The sequence below is a fragment of the Frankia sp. CgMI4 genome (assembly GCF_001756285.1).
GTDB lineage: Bacteria > Actinomycetota > Actinomycetes > Frankiales > Frankiaceae > Frankia > Frankia casuarinae.
In genome coordinates, this window is record NZ_MAQZ01000075.1 from 1 (window position 1) to 23,838 (window position 23,838).

Below are 23,838 nucleotides of genomic sequence, written 5' to 3' on the forward strand. Positions count from 1 at the left end.
TCGGCTGGCCCTTGGGACCCCGGCGAAGCCCCGAGCATGCGGGCCTCGCTGGGGTCCCCTGCCACATCTGGGGTCATCGCAACTTTTCTCTACCCTGTAGATCAGGCGTTGCTACGACGTACTACTTGCGTACCTGATCGCCTTCAGAAGTCTGCTGCTGGCCGGACGGCTTAGCGACCTCATCAGCCGGCGGCGCATGTTCTTGTCCGGCACCGCGGTGTTCACCGCGGCCTCGGCTCTCGCGGGAGCGGCCGGCAGCCCCGCGATGCTGATCCTCGCGCGTTTCCTGCAGGGGATCGGCGGCGCGATGGCCGCCGCCGTCAGCCTGGGCATCCTGGGGACACTGTTCGCCGAGCCCGGGCAGCGGGCCAGGGCGATCGCCGTCTTCAGCTTCACCGGTGCCGCCGGTGCCTCGATCGGCCAGGTGCTCGGCGGCGTCCTCACCGACACCGCAAGCTGGCGCTGGATCTTCATCAACGTGCCGATCGGGGTCGCGACGCTCGCGGTCGCCCTGCCGGCGCTGCCGGCCACAACGAAACGGCCTTCCTGCCCGCTCGGCAACCACAGCACCGAGTAACGGTAATCGAACATAGGTTCGACATCCGAGGTGGGGTGATCTACGCTTGATCCATGACCGCCACCGATCCCGCCACCGATCCCGCCACCGATCCCGCCACCGATCCCGCCACCGATCCCGCCACCGATCCCGCCACCGATCCCGCCACCGATCCCGCCACCGATCCCGCCACCGATCCCGCCACCGGGCAGCATCGGGTGCTGTCCGGGTTGGTGGGGGTGGCCGGGCAGGTGGGTGGCCTGGTAGAGGCGCCGGTGTGGTCGTTGTCGGACGCCGAGTTGTACGGCGCCCTGGACGACTGTTCGGTGGAGCTGGCCCGCCTTGCCGCGGTGCGGCTCGCGCTGGCGCGGGAGGCTCATGGGCGGAACCTGGCCGCGCGGGAGGGCGCGGCCGGTACGGCAGCGTTGCTGCGGGAACGGCTGCGGATGCGTCCCGTTGACGCCCGGCGTCTGCTTGATCTCGCGATTGCCGTGGATGGCCCGCTGGCCGCGACCGGCGCTGCCCTGACCGCCGGTGTGATCACTGTAGAGCAAGCATGGGAGATCCACCTGGCGCTGCGTTCTCTGCCGCGTGGCCTCGGCGCCGAGGTGTATACCGCCGCGGAGGCTTCGCTGCTGGAGCTGGCCTGGATGTTCGACCCCGCGGAGCTGGCCCGTCTCGGCCGGCACCTGCGCGAACAGCTCACCCAGATCGATACCAGCCCCGGCGGCGACGGGCCCACCGACACCGGTCACCACAACGACCCGGACAGCCAGAGCGATGCGGGCGACCAGAGCGATGCGGGCGACCGGGACGGTAGGCCGGGTCCCGGTAGTGATCCTGCCGACCGGCGGGGTCTGTGGTTGACCGACCTGCCGGGCGGGACCACGCGGATCAGCGGCACCCTTGATGCCGAAGCCGCCGCCCTGCTGCGTTCGGCGTTGGATCCGCTGGCCGGACCCCGCCCCGGCGATGACGGCACCGCCGATCCGCGTTCCCCGGCGCGGCGGCGTGCCGACGCCTTCGTCGAGCTGTTCCACCGCGTGCTCGGTGCCGGCGTTCTGCCCGTGACCGGTGGGGTGCGCCCGCATCTGACGGTGACCGTGCCGTGGGCGGCGCTGCTCGGCCACGGCGGGCCTCCGGCCTCGACCGGCTGGGGTCAGCCGCTGCCGGCCGGTGTGCTGCGCCGCCTGGCCTGTGACGCCTCGGTCGGCCGGGTGCTGTTCGATGCGGCCAGCGTTCCGTTGGATGTCGGTCGTGCCTACCGGAGCGCACCGGCGGATCTGCGTCGCGCCGTCATCGCCCGCGATGTCTGCTGCGCATATCCGGGATGTGACCGCCCGTCGTCGTGGTGTGAAATTCACCATGTTCGTCATTGGATAGACGGCGGAGAAACCTCGCTCGACAATCTGGTCTTGCTGTGCGGATATCATCACCGGTTCGTGCACCACCAGGGTTGGACCGTCCGGCTCGGCCCCGACCGCCGGCCCGAGTTCCTTCCTCCACCCTGGATCGACCTGGCACGAAAACCCCGCCGCAACCCCTATTCACGACATACCGCCGACCTCCTACACACCGCGCCAGGCGGATAACCATCGCTTCGCCCTGGATTCAGGCGAGCAGCGAGACGAAAGCAGTGGCTCAGCCGACCGCAGCCGGYCACGGCCCAGATCATCAGTCCGCAGTCCGCCATCGAGACCACTGCCAATCGTGTCGTCACCCCTCCGCCACCCGCGCCCAGTCCCTGACGACCCACGAACCTCCCAAGGCCCACACTGCTTGGTAGGCACCCCGCCGGCAGGCACACCTTCCTGGAGAGCCGATGACGCCCGACATCGCCGTGGCCCGCGGGCTACTCGCAGCCCAGCCCTTCAGTCGACTGCTCGGCGCCCGGCTCAGTCGCTTCGAGGCGGGGGTGGCCGAGCTGACCATCCCGCTCGGAGATCATCTACGCCAGCAGCACGGCGCCGCGCACGGCGGGGCGCTGAGCTATGCCGCCGACACTGCCCTCACCTTCGCCGCCGGCAGCGTCGCGGGGGACGCCGTCCTGACCTCCGAGATGAAGATCAACTATCTCCGGGGGGCGCGGGGCGACGAGCTCATCGCCCGTGCCGAGGTCGTCCACGCCGGCTCCACTCTGGTTACCGTGCGCTGCGAGGTCTTCGACCGCGGCGGAGACAGGGACGGGGAACGGCTCTGCGCCGTCGCGCTCGGCACCGTCGCGCGCCGCTGACCACCAGCACACCCCTCGTGACGACCAAGCTTCCGTACGACCAAGCTTCGTAGGCTCGAAGGGGCGTACGGCCGAGCCCCCCGGAGGTGCACACGGCCAGCAGCGTGGCGACGGCGGACCGGCCGATGCGCTCGCACGCGCGCCGCAACCGCGAGCGGATCCTCGAGGTGGCCCGGGGCGCCTTCGCCGGCAGCGACAGGGACATCTCCCTCAACGAGGTCGCCAGGCAGGCGGAGGTCGGGATCGGCACGCTCTTCCGGCACTTTCCCAACCGGGACGCGCTGCTCGAGGCGCTGCCGCACGACCGGACCGCCGCGCTACTCGACGAGGTGGACCGGCTGCTGGACGCCCCGGACGCGGGCGCGGCGCTGTTCGGTTGGCTCGACAAACTGATTGCGCACATCGCGACCTACCGGGGGGGTGGCCGCCAGGCTGCTCACCATGGTGCGCGACGAGGAGACGGGGCTGCACGCGTCCTGCTACTCCCTCGAGCAGGCGACGCTGGCATTCCTCGTCCGGGCCCAGCGGGCCKGCGACGTCCGGTCGGACGTGCGGGTCGAGGAGGTGATCTCTCTCGTGACCGCCATCGGCTGGATCCGGGAACAGGCGCCGGAGCGGGCGGACCACGCTCGACCCCTGCTCTCGATCATGACCGATGGCCTGCGGGTTCAGTCCCGGCCGACGACCGATGACACCCCGGGATCTTATAAAACGGAGCACCACCCCGGTACGGGATCATAGACGACGGATCACGACGGATCACGACGGATCACGACGGATCACGACGGATCACGACGGATCACCCGGGGGAGGCGGTGCCATGGGCGGCGCGGGCGTGATCGTGGATCGTGTCGAGCGGGCTGTCGATCTTCTGCGGTTGGTCGCTCGTGCTCGGGCCACGGACGGACAGACGGGTAAGAGCGGCCCGTGCGGGAACTGGTACTCCGAAGGATGTGTATCCGCAGACCCCGATGAAGGGAGCCGATCAGATGACCACGACAGCCGAGACCGGGAACGTCACCGGCACGAAGGACGCCCAGTACGACCTGCTGTGGTTCACGGAGCGGTGTCTGAGCAACGCGCTGCGGCTGGAGACCTACATCGGCGACGCCGAGCGCGACGACGACCAGGAGCTGGCTAGCTTGTTCCGCCGGGCGCAGAACGAAAGCCGCAAGGGCGCCGAGGAGGGCAAGCAATTGCTGCGCAACCGGCTCTGACCCGGCCCCTCTCACCTCCTCCGGTGGCTCCGGTTCCCCCGGTGCCCGGCCGCGGAGACGACCGACCGGCGTACGGTCCGCAGTGTCTTGCCGGTCGGTCGCCACGATCGCCGAGTGCGGTCTCGCAGGTTTCCCCACACGGGTGCCCTGGACATCATCCCCGGTCAACCCCAACCGAAACCCACGATGGCGCTACATACTGTAAGTAGGTCAGGTGACGGGCGGATCAGGGTGACTGGCGGATCGGTTCGCGTGAGCGGAGCGCGCGAGGTGGCGCCAGACCAGGGCGGGTCAGACCGTGTCGAAGTCGGCCACGAGGAGGTCGGCTACGACGACGTGGCCGTTGCGCAGCGATTGGCGGTGCCGAACCGGCACCGCCAATCGCCGGGCGAGCGTGAGCAGGTCGTCGTCGCGGCGGACGGTGAAGCCGTGGGCGGCGAGCATCCGACGCATCGCGGCGGGGGTCCATGCCGAGCGGTTGGGTTCGCGGGCCATGGGATCGGGGCGCCGTGACACAATAGTCAGCACCCGTCCCGCCAGCCGGCCGAGAAGCGCCGAGAGCGCCGGCGCGTGGTAATGAACGATCAGGCGGCTTCCCGGGGTCGAGCGCCCCGCCACGACCCGGGTCGTGGCGGCGACTTGGCCACGGGTGAGGTAGGGTACGACACCCTCCCAGATCCAGACCGTCGGCACCGTCGGCCGATGCCCCACCGACGTCAGGGCCGCGTCGAGGTCGTCACGGCTGAAGTCCACCGGCGCAAAGCGCGGTGCCGTTCCCGGCGGCCCCGCGTCCCCGAGCCGATCCGCGTCCCCGAGCCGGTCGAGCTTGTCCCGCTGGGACGCCGGATGATCGACCTCGAATACGGCGACGCCGGCGAGCTCCGGCATCCGCCAGGGCCGTCCGTCCAGGCCCGCGCCGAGAACCACCAGTTGCTCCGCCCGCCGCACCTCCCGATCGCCGTCGGCCCCACCGACGGCCTCCCGGAGGGCCTCGTCGATGGCGACGGTACGCGGCACCATCACCTCACCGCAGGCCCGCACCATCTCAAACTCAAGCCGCGCCCCCCACCCCCGCGGCGGGACACCACCGCGCACCCACTCGACAACGCCCCGTTCGTCGGCGCGCAGAAACATCATCGCTGTCGGATCGTCGAACCGGTCGACAGCGATGCGCCCGTGCGCGACGGCCCGCCCCTGGCACACCAGCACCGCGGTCCGGCTCGCACCCCCGTGACCGCCCATGGGCCGATGTCCCCGCACTCTTCCACGATTGCATGCCACTACCGCAGGGGCACCCACAGGCAAGAAGGTGATCATCGGCCCGTCGCGCTCGCCATCGGCGGCCATGCCCGGGTGAGCGTGCTGGAAGCCGTGCACATCCACCTCGGCCTCCACCTCGGCCTCCACCTCGGCCTCGAGGTCCCCGTCCCGCGCGCCCCACAACCGCAGGCCGTTCACCGAAAGTGTCGATGGTTGCGGTGAAGCAGGCGGCAGCGTGAATCGCGTGCACGACAACGCTGCCTCCGTACCCACTACAGTAGGCCGTCCATTGCCAATACACCCTGGTCACAGGGGGCGCGCCAKCATGCCCACCGAAGAGACCCACACCGGGTCCGGATGGCAGGATCACTCCAGGAGACCGTCGGCGTTCTCCCACCGTTACATTCGTCGTTCCCGTCCCGCGCACCGTCTCCCCGGAAAGGGGCCAACACCCTGATGGCCGAGCAGTCCCCCCGTCGCAGCATCGAGTCCTGGGCGCACGACCTGCCCGTGAGCTTCGTGGAATGCCGCACCATGGGACACCGCTGGCAGCCCCACAGCGCCACCTGGGACCGTGAGGCCCGCGCCTACCACGTCATCCACGCCTGCGACCGCTGCCGCACCCAGCGCAAAGCCTGGTGGACCCGCAACGGCGAGGTCACCGCCGCCGGCTACACCTATCCCGAGGGCTACCTCACCCGCGACGTCGGCTATGTCGGAGCCGACGGCCGCGGTGTCCTGCGCACCGAGTACCTCACCCGCATGTTCAACACGACCACCCGGCGTGCCAACGCGAACGGCCACGGGGACGCGGCACCGGAGTCCTGAACGAGACCCGGCCGACAACCCCGAAAGCTGCGACAAACTCGTCCAGGCCGGCCGACGAGAGCATGACCCCATCCTCCCGCCGCACGGACCCGGGCGGCGGACCCGGTGGCCTCCACCGGGTCCGCCACTGGCGGCGGCCGGCGGGGCGTGTCGCGGGGCATGTTCCACCTGGTTACCGTCGGAGACGGTGGGCAGGCATCCGACATGATGCGTGCCCCGAAAACCGGTGTCCTGGCCCGCCTGACCAACACGGCGCGCCAGGAACAGAGCGAGTACGCGGGCAACGAGCCCCGCCCGCTGCGCAGCTATCTTGCCACCCTGTCGGCGTATGGCGGGTTGTGCGCGGCTCTCGGGCTGATCGGCCGGGTGTCCGGTGCGGTCCTGCCCGAGCGGTTCGCGGTCTCCGACCTGGTTCTCGTCACGATCGCCACGCACAAGCTGAGCCGCATTCTCACCAAGGACCCGGTGACGAGCCCGCTGCGCGCCCCCTTCACCCGCTTCCGCGGCACCGCGGGACCGGCGGAACTCGCCGAGGAGGTCCGCGAGCATCCCCCGGCCCGRCACAGCGTGGGTGAGCTACTCACTTGCCCGTTCTGCACCGCGCAGTGGATGGCCACCGGCTTCGTCTTCGGCCTGGTCGTCGCGCCTCGGCCGACGCGGCTCGCCGCATCCGTCTTCACGGTGGTCACCGGCTCCGACCTACTTCAACTCGTCTACGCGAACGCGCAACAACGGGCCACCAGGGGCTGACCATTCCCGCCCGGGTGGTGGGTGTTGCACCCAGATCACGGGAACTGGCGGCGCAGTGATGATGTGTGACGTGCGTACGCGCATGCGCACGCCCGTACATCTGCGCGTGCATACTCCAGAAGAATTGGGTMCGGTCCCATCGTGAGAGCCGGCTGCACGTGCAGACGTTTGAACCCCGCGGTGCCCGGCGAGAGACCAAGGGCCATGGCGGAYAACCTGCGCGAACTCCCTCGCTGGACCGCCGACCGCGAAGGCCTGGAACGGGTCCGAAGAACTCAAATCATCAAAGCATCGCCGAACGGCGGTCCGTGTGTCACGTCTCAGCCGGCGCTCGTGTTGAAATAGGCACGGAAGAGGGGCCCGAGGCGCCAAGCTGTTCATCTGGAGCGCCGTGGCGAGAGTATGGACAGAAACTTACCGAATGTCACCGTAAGACGCAGAGGCGGCACCGATAGTGATACCGATGGTTCTCGCCGGTCGACCTTCGTCCGCCATGGCCGCCGTGGGTGGCTCCGGACAAGCTGCGTGAAGAGGGGTGCGTGATGGAGTCCTCGGCTGACCAGTCGAGCTGGTCGGACGTGTGGTCGCATATTCCGGCCGCGAATCCGCAGCAATCCGGCCCGCTATGGGCGTTGGCGGTCCTCATCGGACCGGATCGGGCGGTGGAAGGTGTCGTCGGATTCTTCGTGACACCGGCCGAGGCGAACCGGCACGCCCGGGCGGGGGGCTACGAGAGCTGGCTGGTGATTCCGGCGCTGGACCTGCACGGGGCGGGTGGGCCGGTAGCGGTCCTGTGACCGGTGGACCGCCCGATCGCGGCGTCGGCCCGAGCCCCCGCGGAAGCCCTTCTTCGGGAGAGGGCACACTGGTATTCCGACGTACCGCTCCTCCACTCCTCCACTCCTCCACTCCTCCGCTACCCCCGCTACCCCGCTACCCCCGCATGCGGCGATGCGACACCCACGGCACCGACGACAGATCGACCACAGGCCCATCGACCACAGGCCGGAAGCGGCCATGAACCCCTCTCCGACCATGGGCTCTCCCCGGACTCCTCCTCCCCCGGGTGCCCCGCGATCGCCGGGCGTCCCACAATCGAAGGTGTAATCGAAGGTGCAGATGACGGCCGGCCCCCTCTACGCGCTCTACACCCGTCGCCTGCGTCGGCAGGTCATGGCGGGTCCACTGCCTGCGCACGTCGGGCTGGTCATGGACGGCAACCGCCGCTGGGCCCGCGAGATGGGCATGGCGAATCCGAGCCTCGGCCACAAGTACGGCGCCGAGCACGCCGAGGACGTCCTGTCCTGGTGCGAGCTTGTCGGCATCAAACACGTCACCGTGTTCGTCTGCTCGACGGAGAACCTGCAGCAGCGCGGGGACGCCGAGGTCGCCTTCCTCATGCAGGTGATCGAGCAGGTGGTGGCCGACCGGCTCGGGCGGCCGGACGCCCGCTGGCAGGTCCATCTCGCGGGCATGCTGGACACGCTGCCGGACAGCACGGCCCGTGTCCTCAAAGAGGCCGTGGAGACAACCCGCAGCGTCACGACCGGCGCCCACGTCACCCTCGCCGTCGGGTACGGGGGTCGCCAGGAGGTCATCGAGGCCCTGCGCGAGCTGCTGCACGAGCGGGCCGAGGCCGGGGACTCGCTGACCGACGTCGCGTCGACGCTGACCGTGGACGACATCGCCCAGCACCTCTACACCGCCGGCCAGCCCGACCCCGATCTGGTGATCCGCACCAGCGGGGAACAGCGGCTGTCCAACTTCCTGCTCTGGCAGAGCGCCTACTCGGAGCTGTATTTCTGCGAGGCGTACTGGCCGGCGTTCCGTGAGATCGACTTCCTGCGCGCCCTGCGCAGCTTCGCCGCCAGGGAGCGACGCCACGGCGCCTGATCCACCGTCTGGCCCGCCCATGAGCAGCCCCCGGCCCGTCTCCTGAACCGCCCTTGAGCCACTCCTGAGCCACTCCTGAGCCACTCCTGAGCCCGCCCCCTGGACGGCGGACTGCGCGCGTCGGGTTTCCGCTTCCCGTTGCCCGATCATTTCTTCCTTCGCCCGGCCCCYCCCCCCTTCGTTCCTCCTTTCCTCCTTTCCTCTCTTGAGCGGAGCTGGTATCCCGCCGGGCAGGAAGATCGTTCAGGCGGTCAACGCCGGCCATGGGCCACCTATGGGCTTCAGGGATGTGTCGAGCACCCAGCGCATCGTCGTCGTCCGACGGCTGGTCACCCGCCCGGTCGGCCGCATCCTGCCCGCGGAAACGCCCAGTGGTGCCATTACCGCAAGTAAGTGCTTATTGCGCCATCAGCGAACTACCATCGAGTCTCCGTCGCTCTGGTGCAAGCCTGTCGCCTGTCGGGACCTGAGGTCAGACATAAACGGAGCATCAATGGCATCCGCCACCAGCGTCCACAAGGGTTGGAAGATCTTCTTCACCAGAGAGGAGACCGAGATGGTCGCTAACGGCGTCGACATAGCTGCGATAGTTTCGGCCGTCATACCCGAGCCGGCCACCGCCACGGTGGCGTCAGTGGCCCCGCGAATCCTCGCTTTTTATGCGAATCGCGCTCTCAAAATCAACAAGAGGCTCGGACTCGAGGTCAATATGCCCAGCCCCAATTTCCCCGTCCGCACCGAAACCATCGGGCCCCCGGTGTGGCCTTTCCGAATCTAGCCATGATCAAAAATGGCGGTCGGAACGTCGTCAACACCGTTGATTATCTTGTCTGCACTCCCAAGAGGCGCCGAGATACCTGACCGCCGCTGGCGATGAACCGACCATCGCCGGCGATGGGACCGGCGGTAGTCGGGACGCGGGTGGAATGCCACAACCACCCGCGCCCCGACCGTCCGGCCCAGCCCGCGCCGGGATCAGGCCCGCGCCGGGATCAGGCCGGAGAGCATGGATCGTCCTGGTCCGTCAACTCGCCGCTACTGCTGCACCTGTTGCCGGAACCAGCGGACGACCGCGGCCGTACCGGCCTTGTTGGAGTCGAGATGACCGACGTTGGGTCCCAGGTTGATGATCGGGGCGTCGGCGCCACGTGCCAGGAACGCGGCCTGGCAATGCTCGCTGTTGGCCCGCGGAACCTGATGGTCGGCGCCGCCGACGAAGAGCCGGACCGGCGCCCTCGGGTTCCAGTTCGAACAGGTATGGTCCGCCGCCCACAGCCCCACGGCCAGCCCGTCCCAGGGGTTGCGGAGCAGGTCGAAGCCGTGCGGGGTGAGCAGCTTGCCGGTGGTCGCCGGCAGGCCGGCGAGGATCTGCTCCCCGGTGTGCTTGCCGTCGAAGAGCGTCGCGACCTTCGGATCCTGGAACACCTCCGCGGGCGAGCGGTACAGGTGGTACAGGCGGTTCCAGGAGACGAGGAAGAAGGCGGTGTAGCCGACACCGAAGGGCCATGCGACCTGCCCGTTCAGCCATGCCGGCAGCTCCACGGAACGCAGGTCATAGGCTCCGCTGACGGGCGCCAGGGCACCGAGCCGGAACGACGGGTCGGCGCCGGCCCACAGTGCCTTCCCCAGTCCCGTGGCCGCCGAAGCGCCCTGGGAGAACCCGGTGACCAGCACATCCCGTTTGAACTTCCGGCCTTCACGCGCGGCGACGGTGCGCGCCGCACGGAGCAGGTCCAGCGACGCGCTGGTTTCCGAGGGGACATCCAACCACGGATGGTCACCCGGCCCGACGCCGTAGCCCAGGTAGTCGGGGGCGACCGCAGCGAACCCGGCGGCGGCGTAGGTGAGGGCCGGGGCCTGCCCCCAGGAGTTGGCCTCCAGATCGGTCGCGGTCGACGGGGCGTCCGCGCGGTTGATCTCGGTGCCGTGGGCGTAGGAGACGACCTGCAGCCAGCGGTCCTCGGTGCGCGGCAGCGCCACCAGGCCGCTGGCGGTCGTCCGACGTCCACGGGGGTCGATCGTGTAGTACACGACCCGGTAGGTCCGCACCCCCGACCGGATCACCTCCGGATCGGCGTCGAACCCGGTACTGGCCAGGACCGCCCGCACATACTCCGCCGACAGGACCCGTAGCCGTTTGACGGAGACCACATCCCCGCGGTAGGAGGATGTGTGGTGCCAAGCCGCGGTCGGCCCGGTGGCCGCGGCGGGGTCGATGAGGGCGCTGGTCGTCGCGGCGGCCGTCGCCGCGGTCGTCGCGGCGAGGACGAGCCCGATGACGGTCCGGCGCCGCCGGGAGCGCCGTCCCCTCCTCACGATGTCCTGCTGCCCGTGACCTACCAGCCGCGCGTGACGTCTCCGCGGCGCGTGGCCTCCTTCCTGGCCTTCTTCCTGGACATGACCCGTTTCCCGCGCGTGACCCGTTTCCCGCATGTGACCTCCTTCCCGCACGCGGCCCATTTCCCGCGCGTGGCCGATTTCTCGCATGTGACGCCCCAGTGGCACATGACTTCTTTTCTGCACGTGGCCTCTTTCCTGCATGTGGCTTCCTTCCCGCGTGTGCATTGCGATGCCGGTGACGCTAGAAGTGGGCCTGTCGCCACGCCGGTGATCCTAAAAGTGGGCCTGTCCAGGATGAATGCGGTCAGCGGGTCGAGCCGGGCGGGGAAAACCACCGCGCACGGGATTCGGACGGCTCACCGGCTCTCGCCGGATCACCCTCCCTATAATGTCTTCGGACAGACCATCTACGCGAGGGGTTATCATCCGGCACACGCTAACGCCACTCGGCGACGGCCGGACCGCGGTCGTCCACCGGTTGGAGATCGCCGGCCCGGGAGTCGACGAGGTGGGCCCGGAGCTGGGTCCACAGATCAGCGAGGATTTCCCGGCGGCGATGGYGGACCTGTTCGCCGCCGCCCGGCTGCGCGGTGCCGCGCAAGGGGTCTCCGGGTCGTGACCCGGTTCGTGGGAAGCCCGGCGAGCAGTCCGGCCTCTATCGGCAGTCGATCCCCGGAAAGGGTCGCCGCGGCGACACCCGCGCCCCACCGCCGAGGGAGGCCGCGGGAAAGTGCTCCGGTGGTTGTTACCATGCTCCCCATGGGCTTCGGGAAAATCACGGCGTTTATCCCCTTGGAGGGAAATCTATAATGCTAGTGATGAAATCGGTCACGATTGCCCCGATCCGACCTCCGCCAGCTCCCCCGGGATGCGGGAAACCGCCCCGGAAACCGCGGAGCAGACGCAGCAGAACGAGCTGATCGGGCCGGCCGCCCGGCTGGCGACCTGGGTGTTCGTCGGCTGTTATCTGGTCTGCACCGTTCCGGTCTCCCCAACGGCCAGGGTGGGCATCCCGACCACAAAGATCCAGGTTTTTCTCTATTCCTTTCTCGCGGTGCTCTCCCTGGTCTCGCGCCGCAACGGTGCCACCTTCGTCCACAGCGCGCTGCGCAGCCTGTCGGCCGTACTTTTCATCGCGGCGGTCATGTGCTTTTACTCCCTTGCCCCGATGGGCCCGATGGGCCCGATGGGCCCGATGGGCCCGGACGGCGCGGCCGAATACCTCGCGGCAAGCCTGCGGTTCGGCGTCTTCTACGCCTCGATCGCCGTCTTTGCGGCATTCTTCTTCGATCRCCGCCACCTCGAACACGTCTTCTGGCGGATGTCATTGGGCTGCGTGTGGATCGCCTTGGCCGGCTATGCCGTCGCCGCCGTCCTACCGGCGCCGGTGTGGGTAGACGCCGGCTCCGGCGGCACGCCCCGGCTGCGCGGGCTGCTGGCCGAGCCCTCGTCCTGGGCCCCGGTCATCTCCGTGCTGATCCTGCTGGCGGTCCGGCGCAGGTCGTGGCGAAACCTGGCACTCGTCGTCCTCGCCGGTCTGCTGACCAAATCACCCACGGTCCTGCTCACCGCCGCTATCAGCCTGATCTTCTGTTATCTCAACGGGATTCGAGCGGTGGCTGCCCGGGGCCGCCGGACGATCGTCCTCGCCGCCGTCCTGCCACTGACCGTCGTCGGGATCGGCCGGATCGACCCGACCGGCTACCTGGCCAGCAACAACGGCCTGACGGTCGCGTTCGGCCGGCTCGTCGCCGGACTCGATGCGCTGGGCGATGACACGGCACCCGCCACCGCCAACGGCCGTTACACGAGCGCGCGGATCGTCATGGCCGAGGCTCGGCAGAACGGTCATCCGAACATCGGCTACGGCCCGAACTCGAACTCCGTCTATCTCGCCCAGAAATACGGTGACGACCGGAACTACGCGGCCAACTCCCTCTACGTGACCTGGCTGTTCGACTTCGGTCGGATCGGCGCGTACGCTTTGTTGGCAGCGATCTTCCTGGTCCTGCTGCGGCTGGTCAAACGGCCGGCATCGGCCGCCCTCTTCATACCCTTCCTGGTCGCTTCCCTCATCAACTCCGCGCAGGGTTTCGAACTGTTCAAGTTCGCCTTCGTCCCCGTCCTGCTCTACCTGTTCGGCTGGGAGCGCCGCATCCTCCCCGGCAACCGCCGTCAAGAACCCGATCTCGCACGACGCAGACCAGCCACCCCCGCAGGCGCCGCGGACGCTCTGCCCCGGCGGGGGGCTTCCGCCGGCAGATCGACGCCGGCGACGGCCTGATCCAGCCGCCGGAACACACCCCTGCGCCGGGGCTTCGAGTGGGCGCATCTGACACCCTCGCGTCCTGGATCGACCGATACGCCCAGCCGGGCGACCCATTGGACCCGCCCACAGGCCGGACCGGGCACAGGAGCGACCAGATGATCATATGGACCCGCCCCCACCGTGGCTGACCGGCCGTTGGATACCTCCGACTCGCCCGTGCCGGCCCGGTCTCAGCCTGCCTCCAGGCGGATGATCAGGGATTTCGAGGTGGGGGTGTTGCTGCGGGCGGCGGTGCTGTCGAGGGGGACCAGGACGTTGGTCTCCGGGAAGTAGGCGGCGGCGCAGCCGCGGGCGGTCGGGTAGGCCACGACGCGAAAGTTCTCCGCGCGCCGGTCCATCCCGTCCGTCCAGACCCCAACGAGGTCGACGTGGGTGCCGTCGGCGATACCGAGGTCGTCGAGGTCGTCCGGGTGGACGAACACGACGCGCCGGCCGCGGCGCACCCCGCGGTACCGGTCGTCCATGCCGTAGATCGTCGTGTTGTACTGGTCGTGGGAGCGGACGGTCTGCAACAGCAGGTGTCCCGGCGGGACCCGCAGCACCTCACAGGTGTTGACCGTCAGCGCGGCCCGCCCGCTCGGCGTCGGGAACGTCCGGCTGTCCCGCGGCGGGTGCGGGAGCGGGAATCCCCCCAGCTCGGCCAGGCCCGCCTCGTAATCGGTGAACCCGGGGACGACCCGGGCGATGTGGGCGCGGATCCGCCGGTAGTCCCCGGCGAGCCCCACCCGGTCCGCTGTCCCCGATTCGGCCACCTCCGGCTGGCCGGCCAGGGTGGCCGCCGCGACGCCGCAGACGATCGCCACCTCCGAGCGCAGCCCCGGGCCGGCCGGCGCCAGACCGCCGCGGGAGGCGTGCACCATCCCCATCGAGTCCTCGACGCTGACCTGCTGCGGTCCGGCGGCCTGCACGTCGATCTCCGTACGGCCCAGCGCCGGCAGGATCAACGCCGCCCGGCCCGTCACCACATGCGACCGGTTCAGCGTCGTCGACACCTGGACCGTCAGCCGGCACGACCGCATCGCCGCCTCCGTCACCGCGGTGTCCGGGCTCGCGGCCACGAAGTTCCCGCCCATGCCGAGGAACACCCTCACCCGGCCGTCGCGCATCGCCCGGATCGTCCCCACCGCATCGAACCCGTGGCGGCGCGGCGGGGTGAAGGCGAACTCGGCCACCGACCGCTCCCCCACCGGCGGATCCGGCCACGCGCACCCCGGACAGTCAAACCCGTGATCCTGGTTCACCAGCCGCAACGTCCGCACCCCCGGGCCGGCCCCATCCGCTCCCACGACCGCGCCACCGCATGCCCCATCCCCGCCAGCCCCGCCGCCGCCGACGCCGGCTCCTCCACCCGCAGGTCGGCGTCCTCGTCACCGCCGGCCCCGGCACGCACCCCGGCCCCGGCACGCACCCCGGCCGCCGCTTCGAAAGCCTCACTCCGCCTACGCGACATGACTGACACCCCCATGAGGACAGGCACCGGCACCGGCATTGAACCGGTACCAACATTGAACCGACAGCGGGCCAGGGCCCCGCTACCCCTTGTCTTTCGTTAGCCGCTAATGTTTTGTAGGGGTACCGTTGCAGCCGCAACGGCCACCGCCCCATTAGTCGATCATCGACCTGGAGGTCCCGTGACCGCGCCATCCCCGTCCGACGTCGCTCCGCTGCCTCTGGCCGCCGGCACCTGGACGCTCGACCCCGCGCACTCGGGCGTGAACTTCCAGATTCGCCATCTCGGCGTCACCAACGTCCGCGGGCGCTTCGACACGTTCTCCGCGACGCTGTCGGTCGGCGACACCCTGGAGTCGGTGTCCGTCGGCGCCGAGATCGACCTGGCCTCGATCAACACCAACCAGCCCGACCGGGACGCGCACCTGCGTTCCGCCGACTTCTTCGACCTCGCGTCCCATCCGTCCATCACGTTCACCTCGACGTCCGTCACGGGCAGCGACGAGGAGTACGAACTCGCCGGCGATCTCTCGATCAACGGCGTGACCAGACCCGTCACCCTGGCGGTCGAGTTCTACGGGGTCGACACTCACCCCGTAGATGGCCGCGTCCGGTCCGGCTTCGCCGCGACGACCGAGATCCGCCGCGGCGACTATGGCATCACCTTCAACCTGCCGCTCGGTGCCGGCAGGCTCGCCCTCTCCGACAAGGTCAAGATCGAGCTCGACCTGCAGTTCATCGCCCCCTGATCAACCCGGCTCCCCAACCGGTCCCGCGCCGTCGCGAGCCCGCGCCCCGAGATCATCCGGGCTCGCGACGGAGGCCGCGGGCACCTCCACCGGCCCGGCAAGCCCCGGTCAGCAAGCCCCGGTCAGGGGGTCCTGGGACACGGCGGCTCCCCGCGCGCGACGAGATGCTCCTGCGCCCACACCTCCAGCTCGTGCAGCGCCGTGCGCAGCMCCTCGCCCCGCCGGGTGAGCCGATAACGCGTCGCCACCGGCGGCCCCTCGAGAACCTCACGCTCCACGAGGCCGGCCTGGACGAGTTCGGTGAGGCGGCCCGAYAGCATCCGCTCGCTCACCCCCGGCACCAGCTTCGCTATCTCGGAGAACCTCGCCGGGCCAGCCATCAGCGTACTGATGATCAGACCGCTCCACCGCTTCCCCAGCAGCGCGAAGACCGGAGTCAGCGCCTGACARCTCACGCCGTCCTCCGGCCTCGCAACCATCCGGTCATAGTAGGTGCCCGACGCATCACGGGTGCCTCGGCGCAGCGCAGGTCACGACGCAGCGCAGGTCACGACGCAGCGCAGGTCACGACGCAGGACAGGGTCACAGCGCGCTGGGCGGGTCCCCCGGGCCTGCGGCTACGGTTGACCCGCCACATCCTCGCACTGAGCCATCAGGTCGATCGGATAGCGATCCGGCACGGGAGCGAGGTGAAGATCGGGTAGGGACGGGGGCGGCTTGCGATCGCAGATTGCGTCGGGACTGCGGGTTACGTGGTGGTCGCGGCAGGACAGGCGCCCGACCGGCGGCCGCATCGTCCCCTCCGGCATCGTCCGGTCGGGCATCGTCCGGTCGGGCATCGTCCGGTCGGGCGCCGTGCGATCCCGTCCCGTGTCACCCCGTGTCGCGTTGACGGCCGTCGCGCTGGTCGGCCTGATCGGGCTGGTCGGCACCGGTTGTGACGGCTCATCGCCCGCGGCGGGTAACCGGCCGTCGGCCGGTACCGACGCGTCGGGCGGGTCCGGGAGACCCACGGAGCCGGACACGCCCGCCGGGTTCGACGTCAAGGCCGAAAACGCCCGGCCCGGCGCCGACTGCGGGCTGGCCCGGCTCGGCGAGGGCCACGCGGTCGAGGGCTGGCTGGACCGGGTCGGCGTCGACCCCGGTCAGCCCGTACGGTTGTTCGCCTCCACCACGGCGAGCCGGCTCGCCGTCTCGGTGTTCCGGATCGGCTGGTACGGCGGCCACACCTGCCGGCTCATCACCCGGCGGGAGGAGCTGCCCGGCCGGGTCCAGCCGTCGGCGGCGATGAACGCGACGACGAACACCGTGTCGGCCGCGTCGTGGGCCCCGACCGTGACCTTCGACACGGCGACGTGGCCGCCGGGCGACTACCTGTTCCGCCTCGACAGCAGCAACGGATTCCAGTCGTACGTGCCGTTGACGGTGCGCAGCCCGTCCGCGCAGGGCAGGATCGTGATCCTCAACTCGGTCACCACCTGGCAGGCGTACAACGCCTGGGGAGGCTACAGCCTTTACCACGGGCTGCGGGGTTTCGCCGACCGCGCCCGCGTCGTCTCGTTCGACCGGCCCTACGGCTACGGCGACGGTGCCGCGGACTTCACCGGGAACGAGGCGCCCCTGGTGACGCTGGCAGAGCGGCTCGGCCTGCCGCTCGCCTATGCCACCGACATCGACCTGCATGCCGAGCCGCGGCTGTTCGACGGTGCCCGCGCGGTGATCTCGCTGGGGCACGACGAGTACTACTCGCCGCGGATGCGGGCGACACTGACCGCCGCCCGGGACGCCGGGGCGAACATCGCCTTCCTCGGCGCCAACGCCGTATACCGCCGGATCCGGCTCGCGCCCACGCCCCATGGGCCCGACCGRCTGGAAACGGGCTACAAGGTCGCCAACGAGGACCCCCTGTACGGGCGGGACAACAGCCAGATCACCGCGAACTGGCCGTCGCCGCCGAACGCCGACCCGGAGAGCTCGCTCACCGGCGGCATGTACCAGTGCAACCCGGTGCACGCCGATCTGGTGGTGACCAACCCCGGTCACTGGCTGCTGGCCGGCACGGGGCTGGCGGCGGGCAGCCGGATCCCGGGCATGATCGGGTCCGAATATGATCGCGTCGATCCCAACCGGCCGACGCCACAGATGATCGAAGTGCTGGCCCACTCGCCGGTGGCCTGCCACGGTCAGGCCGACTACTCCGACGTCAGCTACTACACGGCGCCGTCCGGGGCCGGTGTCTTCGACGCCGGCACCAGCGCGTGGGTGTGCGCCCTGCTCGATGTCTGCGGGCCGGGCGCCCATGGGGAGCCGGTGCAGCGGTTCGTCACCCAGGTCACCACCACCCTGCTGCAGGCCTTCGCCGCGGGGCCGGCCGGGCGGGTCCACCCCGCGGCCCGGTCCGTCCCGGCCGAGGCCCGCAGCACGCCGGTCACCGGCAGCGAACGCTGACCCGAAACCCCGTTGTGCCGCCGTCTGCCTGCCTGCCCACCTGCCCGTCTGCCTGCCTGCCCGTCTGCCTGCCTGCCCACCTGCCCGTTTGCCCCATCCGCTCCGATCCAGGGCCTACTCGTCTAGAGTCACCCATCGCACGCGTAACGCCGTAGATCGTTCGCCGGACATCCGCGATGCCGGCGAACGCTGTCGAAAGTAGGTAGTGGATGTCTTCGATGATCGCCAGACCGGCGGGCCGCGCATCACGATGGGGAATCGTCCTGCTGGTGGCGCTGCTCCCGGCCGTGCTGCTCGGGGCGTGCAACTCCTCGAACGGCGGCTCCAAGACCGTGCAGGGCGCCACGGCATCCAGCTCGACGGGCACCGACGACGACTCCGAGTACAGCGGTGCCTGCCCGACGGGCGGCAACAGCAGGGCCTTCGCCAAGACGCGGTTCGCGGTGCACGCGGGCCTCGCGCTCGGGGCCTTCCACCGGTACATCTACAAGCCGGCGAAGAACGGCGGCTTCCGATCCGGAGCCCCGAAACGGAAACGTACCTACGCCAAGGCCGCGGTCGCCGGCGTGTTCACCGTCCACGAACTCAAGGTCGCCAAGAAGTTCGCCCTGGCCAACCCGTCACTGTGCAACGTGGTGCAGTCAATCAGCGACAAGTTCAACACCCTCACCGGGAAGTTGAAGAACGGCACCGCGACGGATGCCGACATCAACTCCGAGGAGAACCTCTTCACCGCTTTCCAGCAGACCGCCGGACAGGCCGGTTTCGGCTTCACGGAGAAGAACGTCACGGTGCCCGGCGCCGGCTGAGTTCCGCTCCGCCCCGCCGCCCCGCCGCCCCGCCGCCTCGCCGTTCCGCCCGGCGGGCCCTGGTGGCGACCCGCGGACGATCGGCCCGGTCCCGCCAATCCGCCAATCATGCAGTGGAGTTAGATAAGCGTGACAGGGTGCGATGGGGCGAGGGAACCATCGGACGTCGGGGCGCGACGGGGGAGTCATGGCCGGTGGACCGGAGTGCCGTTCGGCGACGGACCGTCCCGGCAGTGCCGCGCATCACCGGAGTGGCCGAAGTAGCTGGCCGGGCTGGCGGGGCCGGCCGGGCTGGCCGGGCCGGCGGGGCTGGCCGGGCCGGCGGGGCCGGCTGCGTGGCACGGCCGACCGGTCCCCGGGTGCGTCCCGGCTGCCTCCCCGGCTTCTCGTCGCGGGGTTCCTCCTGCTCGTCGCGGCCTGGGTCGCCACCAACCCGCCGGGGTTCGGCCCCGACGAGCCCGCCCACTTCGTGAAGGCGGTCGGCGCGGGCACCGGACAATGGACGGGAACACCCGGCAGGCTGGCACATCCGTCGTTCGGCAACGGACCGGGCCGCGCCGAACGGATCGACTGGATCAATCGCAACAGCCGCGTCTTCGCCCTGCCCGCCGGGCTCAACCCTGGCGCGGCGGGGTTGCCCTGCGACCTCTTCCGCGACTGGGTGTCCGTCGCGTGCCTCGACCGTCCGCGCCCCCGGCCGCCGGCGACGCGGGCCCTCAGTTACGTGGGCACCTATGAGCCCTATCTCTACGCGGTCGAGGGTGCCGTGATGATCCACACGCACACGGCGGACGGCGCGCTCTACGCCGGGCGGGCGACCTCGGCTGCCATCGTGGTGACGCTGTTGACGATCATTATCTTCGCCTCCTGGGATTCCCGCGCCGGACTGCTCTCGGTCGGCGGCGTGCTGCTGGCGGTCTCGCCGATGGCGTTGTTCCTGGGTTCCGTCCTCGGCACGAACGGGATGGAGATCGCGGGCGCGACCGCGTTGTTCACCCTGGCGCTGCGACTCGGTCGACCGGGCGCGCCGCCGAGGTGGATCTGGCCCGCCCTCGGCCTCGTCGCCGCGCTGGTGGCGTTGTCCCGGCCGTCCGGTCCCCTGTGGGTGCTGCTCACCCCGATGATTGCCGCCGGTCTCGCGGCCCCCCGCGCGCGGGCGCGGGCCGTCGATGCGGTACCCGCCGTCGAGCAGCCCCGGCCGGTCGAGCGGCCCCGGTCAACAGAAGGGACCCAGCCAACGGAGGGGCCCCGGCGGCACCGGCTGGTCGGGTGGCTCTCGGTTCCGTGGATCGCCCTCGCCGTGGCCGGGGTCGTCGCGACCGCGGTCTGGGAGAGGCGCGTGCAGCCACACCCGGGGATACGCCGTGAGCTCGCGGAGCAGGGGCTGCGGCAGCTGTCGTCCGACGCGCCCGCCTGGGCACGGCAGTGGGTCGGGGTGTTCGGCTGGGCGAGCCTGCGGATGCCCTCGTTCGCTTACTGGACGTGGGGCGCGTGCCTGCTGGTCCTGCTCGGTGCGGCGTTCGTCGTGGGAACCTGGCGGCAGCGGATCCGCCTCGGCGCGGTGCTGATCGGCGTGGTGGCGGTGGCGGTGGTGCTCGACGTGCTGGTCCTGCGGCAGACGCGCTTCCCGGTTTACGGGCGGTACCTGCTGCCGATCGCGGTGCTGGTACCCCTGGCGGCCGGGGAGATCCTGACCCGGCGGGCCGCGCGTATCCCCGCGACCCTGCGCCGGGCGGGGCCCGCCGTCGCCGTCATGGCGGTGGTCGCGGTGCATGCCGTCGGCCTGTGGACGGACTGGCAGCGCAGCGCCGTGGGCAGCTATGGACCGGCCTGGTTCCTGGGCTCGTCGCAGTGGAATCCTCCGGGTGGCTGGGTCCCCTGGATGGCCCTGGCGGGAGCCGGTGCCTGCTGCCTGCTCGCCGCCGCGGCGGCCGGGCTGTGGCGGCCGGGCCGCGGCGTTCGCCCGCATCGCCCGGCGGCGGGGACGCGTCAGATCAGGGCCCGGCCGGTCCGGGTCACGAGATGTCCAGGACCTTCAGCGGCGCCGGCAGGACCGCATCGGCGACCCGCCGCTCCGCCGGCGACAGGCCCGGCAACCGGGACCTGATCAACTCCAGCGCGTCGTCATCACCGACCAGCCCGAAACCCTGCTCAATATCACTGACTGGCCCGGAAAATCGCTCAACTACCCGGCTGACGCTAGGCGCCGCCCATGAACCTCAACAGACATGTTGATGACGGAATAACAATCCATATGCCGGTTCATCGTTGGAGCGAAGTTCCGCCGCGGCAGATGGAGGCCATTGCGCTACACGGAGTCACGGCATGGCCGCTGCCGACGACGGGAGGGCCCCGGGTCCGGGTCCGGACCCGGAGGCCGGGGCCCTCCTCTCATCGCGTTATCGCGTGGGATCCCCCTCCTTGGCGTGGGACCCTCGCTCGGGTCTCGTCAGCCGAGGCTGGCGATGGCCTCGTTGAAGATCTTCGACGGACGCATGACGGCCGCGGCCTTGACGGGGTCGGGCTGGTAGTACCCCCCGATGTCGGCAGGCGAGCCCTGGACCGCGATCAGTTCGTCGACGATCGCCTTCTCCTGGTCGGCGAGCGTCTTGGCGAGACCGGCGAACGCCTCCGCGAGACGGGGGTCGCCGATCTGCGCGGCCAGCTCCTGCGCCCAGTAGAGCGCCAGGTAGAAATGGCTGCCGCGGTTGTCGAGGCCACCCAGCCGGCGGCTGGGCGACTTGTCCTCGTTGAGGAAGGTGGCGGTCGCGCGGTCGAGGGTGTCGGCGAGCACCTGGGCACGCGCGTTGCCCGTCGTCCGCGCGAACTGCTCGAAGCTGGCCGCGAGCGCCAGGAACTCGCCCAGGCTGTCCCAGCGCAGGTAGTTCTCCCTGAGCAGCTGCTGGACGTGCTTGGGCGCGGAGCCGCCGGCGCCGGTCTCGAACAGGCCGCCACCGTTCATGAGTGGGACGATCGAGAGCATCTTGGCACTCGTGCCGAGCTCCAGGATCGGGAACAGGTCGGTCAGATAGTCACGCAGCACGTTGCCGGTGACTGAGATCGTGTTCTCGCCGCGGCGGATCCGCTCCAGTGAGAACGCGATCGCGTCGACCGGAGCCTTGATCTCGATCCGCAGCCCGGAGGTGTCGTGCCCGGGCAGATACGCCCGGACCTTCTCGATCAGCCTCGCGTCGTGGGCGCGGTTCTCGTCGAGCCAGAACACCGCCGGGTCACCGGTGGCGCGGGCGCGCGCGACGRCGAGCTTCACCCAGTCCCGGATCGGCGCGTCCTTGGTCTGGCAGGCGCGAAAGATGTCGCCGGCGGCGACCGCCTGCTCCAGCACCACGGTGCCGGCCTGGTCGACGATCCGCACCGTGCCCGTGGTGGGGATCTCGAAGGTCTTGTCGTGGCTGCCGTACTCCTCGGCCTTCTGCGCCATCAGGCCGACGTTGGCCACCGAGCCCATCGTCGCGGGGTCGTAGGCGCCGTGCGCCCGGCAGTCGTCGATGGCGACCTGGTAGATGCCGGCGTAGCTCGAGTCGGGCAGGACCGCCAGGGTGTCCGCCTCCCGGCCGTCCGGGCCCCACATGTGGCCGGAGGTACGGATCATGGCCGGCATGGAGGCGTCGACGATGACGTCGCTGGGCACGTGCAGGTTGGTGATGCCRCGGTCGGAGTCGACCATTGCCAGGGCGGGGCCCTCGGCGAGCTCCGCGGCGAAGGAGGCCTTGATCTGCGCGCCCTCGGGCAGCGATTCCAGGCCCTTGAGGATACCGCCGAGCCCGTCGTTCGGGGACAGGCCGGCCGCGGCGAGCGTCGCGCCGTGGGTGGCGAACGTCTTCGGGAAGAAGGCCCGTACCACGTGGCCGAAGATGATCGGGTCGGAGACCTTCATCATCGTGGCCTTCAGGTGCACCGAAAACAGCACGCCCTCGGCCTTGGCCCGGGCGATCTGCGCGGTGAGGAACTCGCGCAGCGCGGCCACCCGCAGGACGGCCGCGTCCACTACCTCGCCCGCCAGCACCGGCAGGGACGGGAGCAGGACGGTGGTGCTGCCGTCGTCACCCGCAAGCTCGATGCGCAGCGTGCCGGCCGCGGCGATGATCGTGGACTTCTCGGTGGAGCGGAAGTCGTCGGCGCCCATCGTGGCGACGTTCGTCTTCGAGTCGGGTGTCCACGCGCCCATCCGGTGCGGGTGGGTCCGGGCGTAGTTCTTCACCGAGGCCGGGGCGCGGCGGTCGGAGTTGCCCTCGCGCAGCACCGGGTTGACGGCGCTGCCCTTCACCTTGTCATAACGGGCGCGGATCTCCCGCTCCTCGTCGGTCTTCGGGTCGTCCGGGTAGTCCGGCAGCGCATAGCCCCGCTTCTGCAGCTCGACGATCGCCGCCTTCAGCTGCGGAATCGAAGCCGAGATGTTCGGCAGCTTGATGATGTTCGCCTCGGGCGTCCTKGCCAGCTCACCGAGCTCGGCGAGCGCGTCCTCGATGCGCTGGGCCTCCTCGAGATCCTCGGGGAAACTGGCGATGATCCGCCCCGCCAGGGAGATGTCGCGGCTGTCGACACTAACCCCGGCCGTCGCGGCGTACGCCTGGACCACGGGCAGGAACGAGTACGTCGCCAGGGCCGGAGCCTCGTCAGTGTGTGTATAGATGATGGTCGAGTCAGTCACCGATACTCCGCTTCGCGTCTGTTTCATCTGGGTATCAAGGTATGCCCTGAACGCCCGCTCCACCGGGGTCCTCGCCGGGCCGGGGCTGTCGGCAGCGGCACCCCACCGACCAGCATGATCGCCATATCGGGTCTCCTCGCGCGCGGGGCTCGGTGACGCTCCGGACAACCCGGGCACGCGGTCGCCGACCGGTTCCGGACGGCCCGGCTCGCCGTCCACGGGGCCAACCTAGGAGCCAACTTCGGGGCCAACTTCGGGGCCAACCTCTCCAAACGCAACGCGACCATCTCCTCCGGACTCGCCGCGGT

General features: G+C 70.1%; 19 protein-coding genes and 3 pseudogenes. 16 read left to right on the top strand and 6 right to left on the bottom strand.

The features are described 5' to 3' along the window. Positions 1-118: 118 nt before the first annotated feature. From Manayef4_RS12930 to Manayef4_RS12950, 6 genes and pseudogenes are all read left to right on the top strand, one after another. Positions 119-529 (top strand): annotated as a pseudogene (locus tag Manayef4_RS12930) (MFS transporter); the annotation flags it as partial. A gap of 101 nt (positions 530-630) precedes the next feature. After that, positions 631-2,148, top strand: coding sequence for an HNH endonuclease signature motif containing protein (locus Manayef4_RS12935; protein WP_083282435.1), 1,518 nt, complete (start codon positions 631-633; stop codon positions 2,146-2,148). A 230-nt stretch (positions 2,149-2,378) separates the two neighbouring features. Continuing rightward, complete coding sequence (locus tag Manayef4_RS12940) at positions 2,379-2,789, top strand: PaaI family thioesterase (protein WP_011436636.1); 411 nt, start codon at positions 2,379-2,381, stop codon at positions 2,787-2,789. A 125-nt stretch (positions 2,790-2,914) separates the two neighbouring features. Next, positions 2,915-3,025: pseudogene (locus Manayef4_RS25990) on the top strand (TetR/AcrR family transcriptional regulator); the annotation flags it as partial. 184 nt (positions 3,026-3,209) lie between these two features. After that, positions 3,210-3,530 carry a hypothetical protein gene (locus tag Manayef4_RS25995; RefSeq protein ID WP_070131763.1) on the top strand — a complete coding sequence of 107 codons (321 nt, stop codon included), beginning with the start codon at positions 3,210-3,212 and terminating at the stop codon, positions 3,528-3,530. A gap of 248 nt (positions 3,531-3,778) precedes the next feature. Further along, positions 3,779-4,006, top strand: coding sequence for a hypothetical protein (locus Manayef4_RS12950; protein ID WP_023841463.1), 228 nt, complete (start codon positions 3,779-3,781; stop codon positions 4,004-4,006). Between the two features lie 291 nt (positions 4,007-4,297). Here the strand turns inward: Manayef4_RS12950 and Manayef4_RS12955 are convergent, their stop codons facing one another. Further along, the gene (locus tag Manayef4_RS12955) at positions 4,298-5,464 is read right to left on the bottom strand and encodes a class I SAM-dependent methyltransferase (RefSeq protein WP_254665628.1); all 1,167 of its coding nucleotides are present in this window, start codon (positions 5,462-5,464) and stop codon (positions 4,298-4,300) included. Between the two features lie 258 nt (positions 5,465-5,722). Here Manayef4_RS12955 and Manayef4_RS12960 point away from each other — a divergent pair, with 258 nt between their 5' ends. The 4 genes from Manayef4_RS12960 to uppS all read left to right on the top strand — a co-directional run bounded on the left by Manayef4_RS12960 (position 5,723) and on the right by uppS (position 8,737). Beyond that, a complete protein-coding gene (locus tag Manayef4_RS12960) occupies positions 5,723-6,094 on the top strand; it encodes a hypothetical protein (protein ID WP_023841461.1) in 372 nt (123 codons plus the stop codon). Positions 6,095-6,298: 204 nt separating this feature from the next. Further along, a complete protein-coding gene (locus Manayef4_RS12965) occupies positions 6,299-6,844 on the top strand; it encodes a DUF1360 domain-containing protein (RefSeq protein WP_035733351.1) in 546 nt (181 codons plus the stop codon). A gap of 542 nt (positions 6,845-7,386) precedes the next feature. Continuing rightward, positions 7,387-7,641, top strand: coding sequence for a hypothetical protein (locus tag Manayef4_RS12970; protein WP_011436631.1), 255 nt, complete (start codon positions 7,387-7,389; stop codon positions 7,639-7,641). A gap of 322 nt (positions 7,642-7,963) precedes the next feature. Continuing rightward, on the top strand, positions 7,964-8,737 hold the full coding sequence (gene uppS, locus Manayef4_RS12975) for a polyprenyl diphosphate synthase (protein WP_023841459.1): 774 nt from the start codon (positions 7,964-7,966) through the stop codon (positions 8,735-8,737). Positions 8,738-9,772: 1,035 nt separating this feature from the next. On the opposite strand, the gene Manayef4_RS12985 is transcribed toward uppS, so the two are convergent. Continuing rightward, a complete protein-coding gene (locus tag Manayef4_RS12985; RefSeq protein WP_235187144.1) occupies positions 9,773-11,053 on the bottom strand; it encodes a lipase in 1,281 nt (426 codons plus the stop codon). A gap of 412 nt (positions 11,054-11,465) precedes the next feature. On the opposite strand from Manayef4_RS12985, the gene Manayef4_RS12990 reads away from it, so the two are divergent. Continuing rightward, entirely contained in the window at positions 11,466-11,696 is a 231-nt protein-coding gene (locus Manayef4_RS12990) for a hypothetical protein (RefSeq protein WP_217494112.1), read from the top strand. 249 nt (positions 11,697-11,945) lie between these two features. Continuing rightward, a complete protein-coding gene (locus Manayef4_RS12995) occupies positions 11,946-13,361 on the top strand; it encodes a hypothetical protein (RefSeq protein WP_070131764.1) in 1,416 nt (471 codons plus the stop codon). A 215-nt stretch (positions 13,362-13,576) separates the two neighbouring features. Here the strand turns inward: Manayef4_RS12995 and Manayef4_RS13000 are convergent. After that, positions 13,577-14,575, bottom strand: a pseudogene (locus Manayef4_RS13000) (molybdopterin dinucleotide binding domain-containing protein); the annotation flags it as partial. Positions 14,576-14,643: 68 nt separating this feature from the next. After that, on the bottom strand, positions 14,644-14,856 hold the full coding sequence (locus Manayef4_RS24995; protein ID WP_157493442.1) for a hypothetical protein: 213 nt from the start codon (positions 14,854-14,856) through the stop codon (positions 14,644-14,646). 181 nt (positions 14,857-15,037) lie between these two features. On the opposite strand from Manayef4_RS24995, the gene Manayef4_RS13010 reads away from it, so the two are divergent. Then, positions 15,038-15,604: a YceI family protein gene (locus Manayef4_RS13010; protein ID WP_023841451.1), complete on the top strand. Its 567-nt coding sequence runs from the start codon at positions 15,038-15,040 to the stop codon at positions 15,602-15,604. A 122-nt stretch (positions 15,605-15,726) separates the two neighbouring features. Here the strand turns inward: Manayef4_RS13010 and Manayef4_RS13015 are convergent, their stop codons facing one another. Continuing rightward, complete coding sequence (locus Manayef4_RS13015; RefSeq protein ID WP_070131765.1) at positions 15,727-16,083, bottom strand: helix-turn-helix domain-containing protein; 357 nt, start codon at positions 16,081-16,083, stop codon at positions 15,727-15,729. A 391-nt stretch (positions 16,084-16,474) separates the two neighbouring features. On the opposite strand from Manayef4_RS13015, the gene Manayef4_RS13020 reads away from it, so the two are divergent. The 3 genes from Manayef4_RS13020 (at position 16,475) to Manayef4_RS13030 (ending at position 20,968) form a co-directional block, all read left to right on the top strand. Next, the gene (locus Manayef4_RS13020) at positions 16,475-18,052 is read left to right on the top strand and encodes a N,N-dimethylformamidase beta subunit family domain-containing protein (protein ID WP_232235146.1); all 1,578 of its coding nucleotides are present in this window, start codon (positions 16,475-16,477) and stop codon (positions 18,050-18,052) included. A gap of 218 nt (positions 18,053-18,270) precedes the next feature. After that, positions 18,271-18,861: a hypothetical protein gene (locus Manayef4_RS13025; RefSeq protein WP_254665629.1), complete on the top strand. Its 591-nt coding sequence runs from the start codon at positions 18,271-18,273 to the stop codon at positions 18,859-18,861. Between the two features lie 187 nt (positions 18,862-19,048). Beyond that, positions 19,049-20,968 (top strand): DUF2142 domain-containing protein, encoded by a 1,920-nt coding sequence (locus Manayef4_RS13030; protein ID WP_254665630.1) that lies wholly within the window; start codon positions 19,049-19,051, stop codon positions 20,966-20,968. 342 nt (positions 20,969-21,310) lie between these two features. On the opposite strand, the gene Manayef4_RS13035 is transcribed toward Manayef4_RS13030, so the two are convergent. Then, positions 21,311-23,530 carry an NADP-dependent isocitrate dehydrogenase gene (locus Manayef4_RS13035; RefSeq protein WP_070131769.1) on the bottom strand — a complete coding sequence of 740 codons (2,220 nt, stop codon included), beginning with the start codon at positions 23,528-23,530 and terminating at the stop codon, positions 21,311-21,313. Positions 23,531-23,838: the final 308 nt, after the last annotated feature.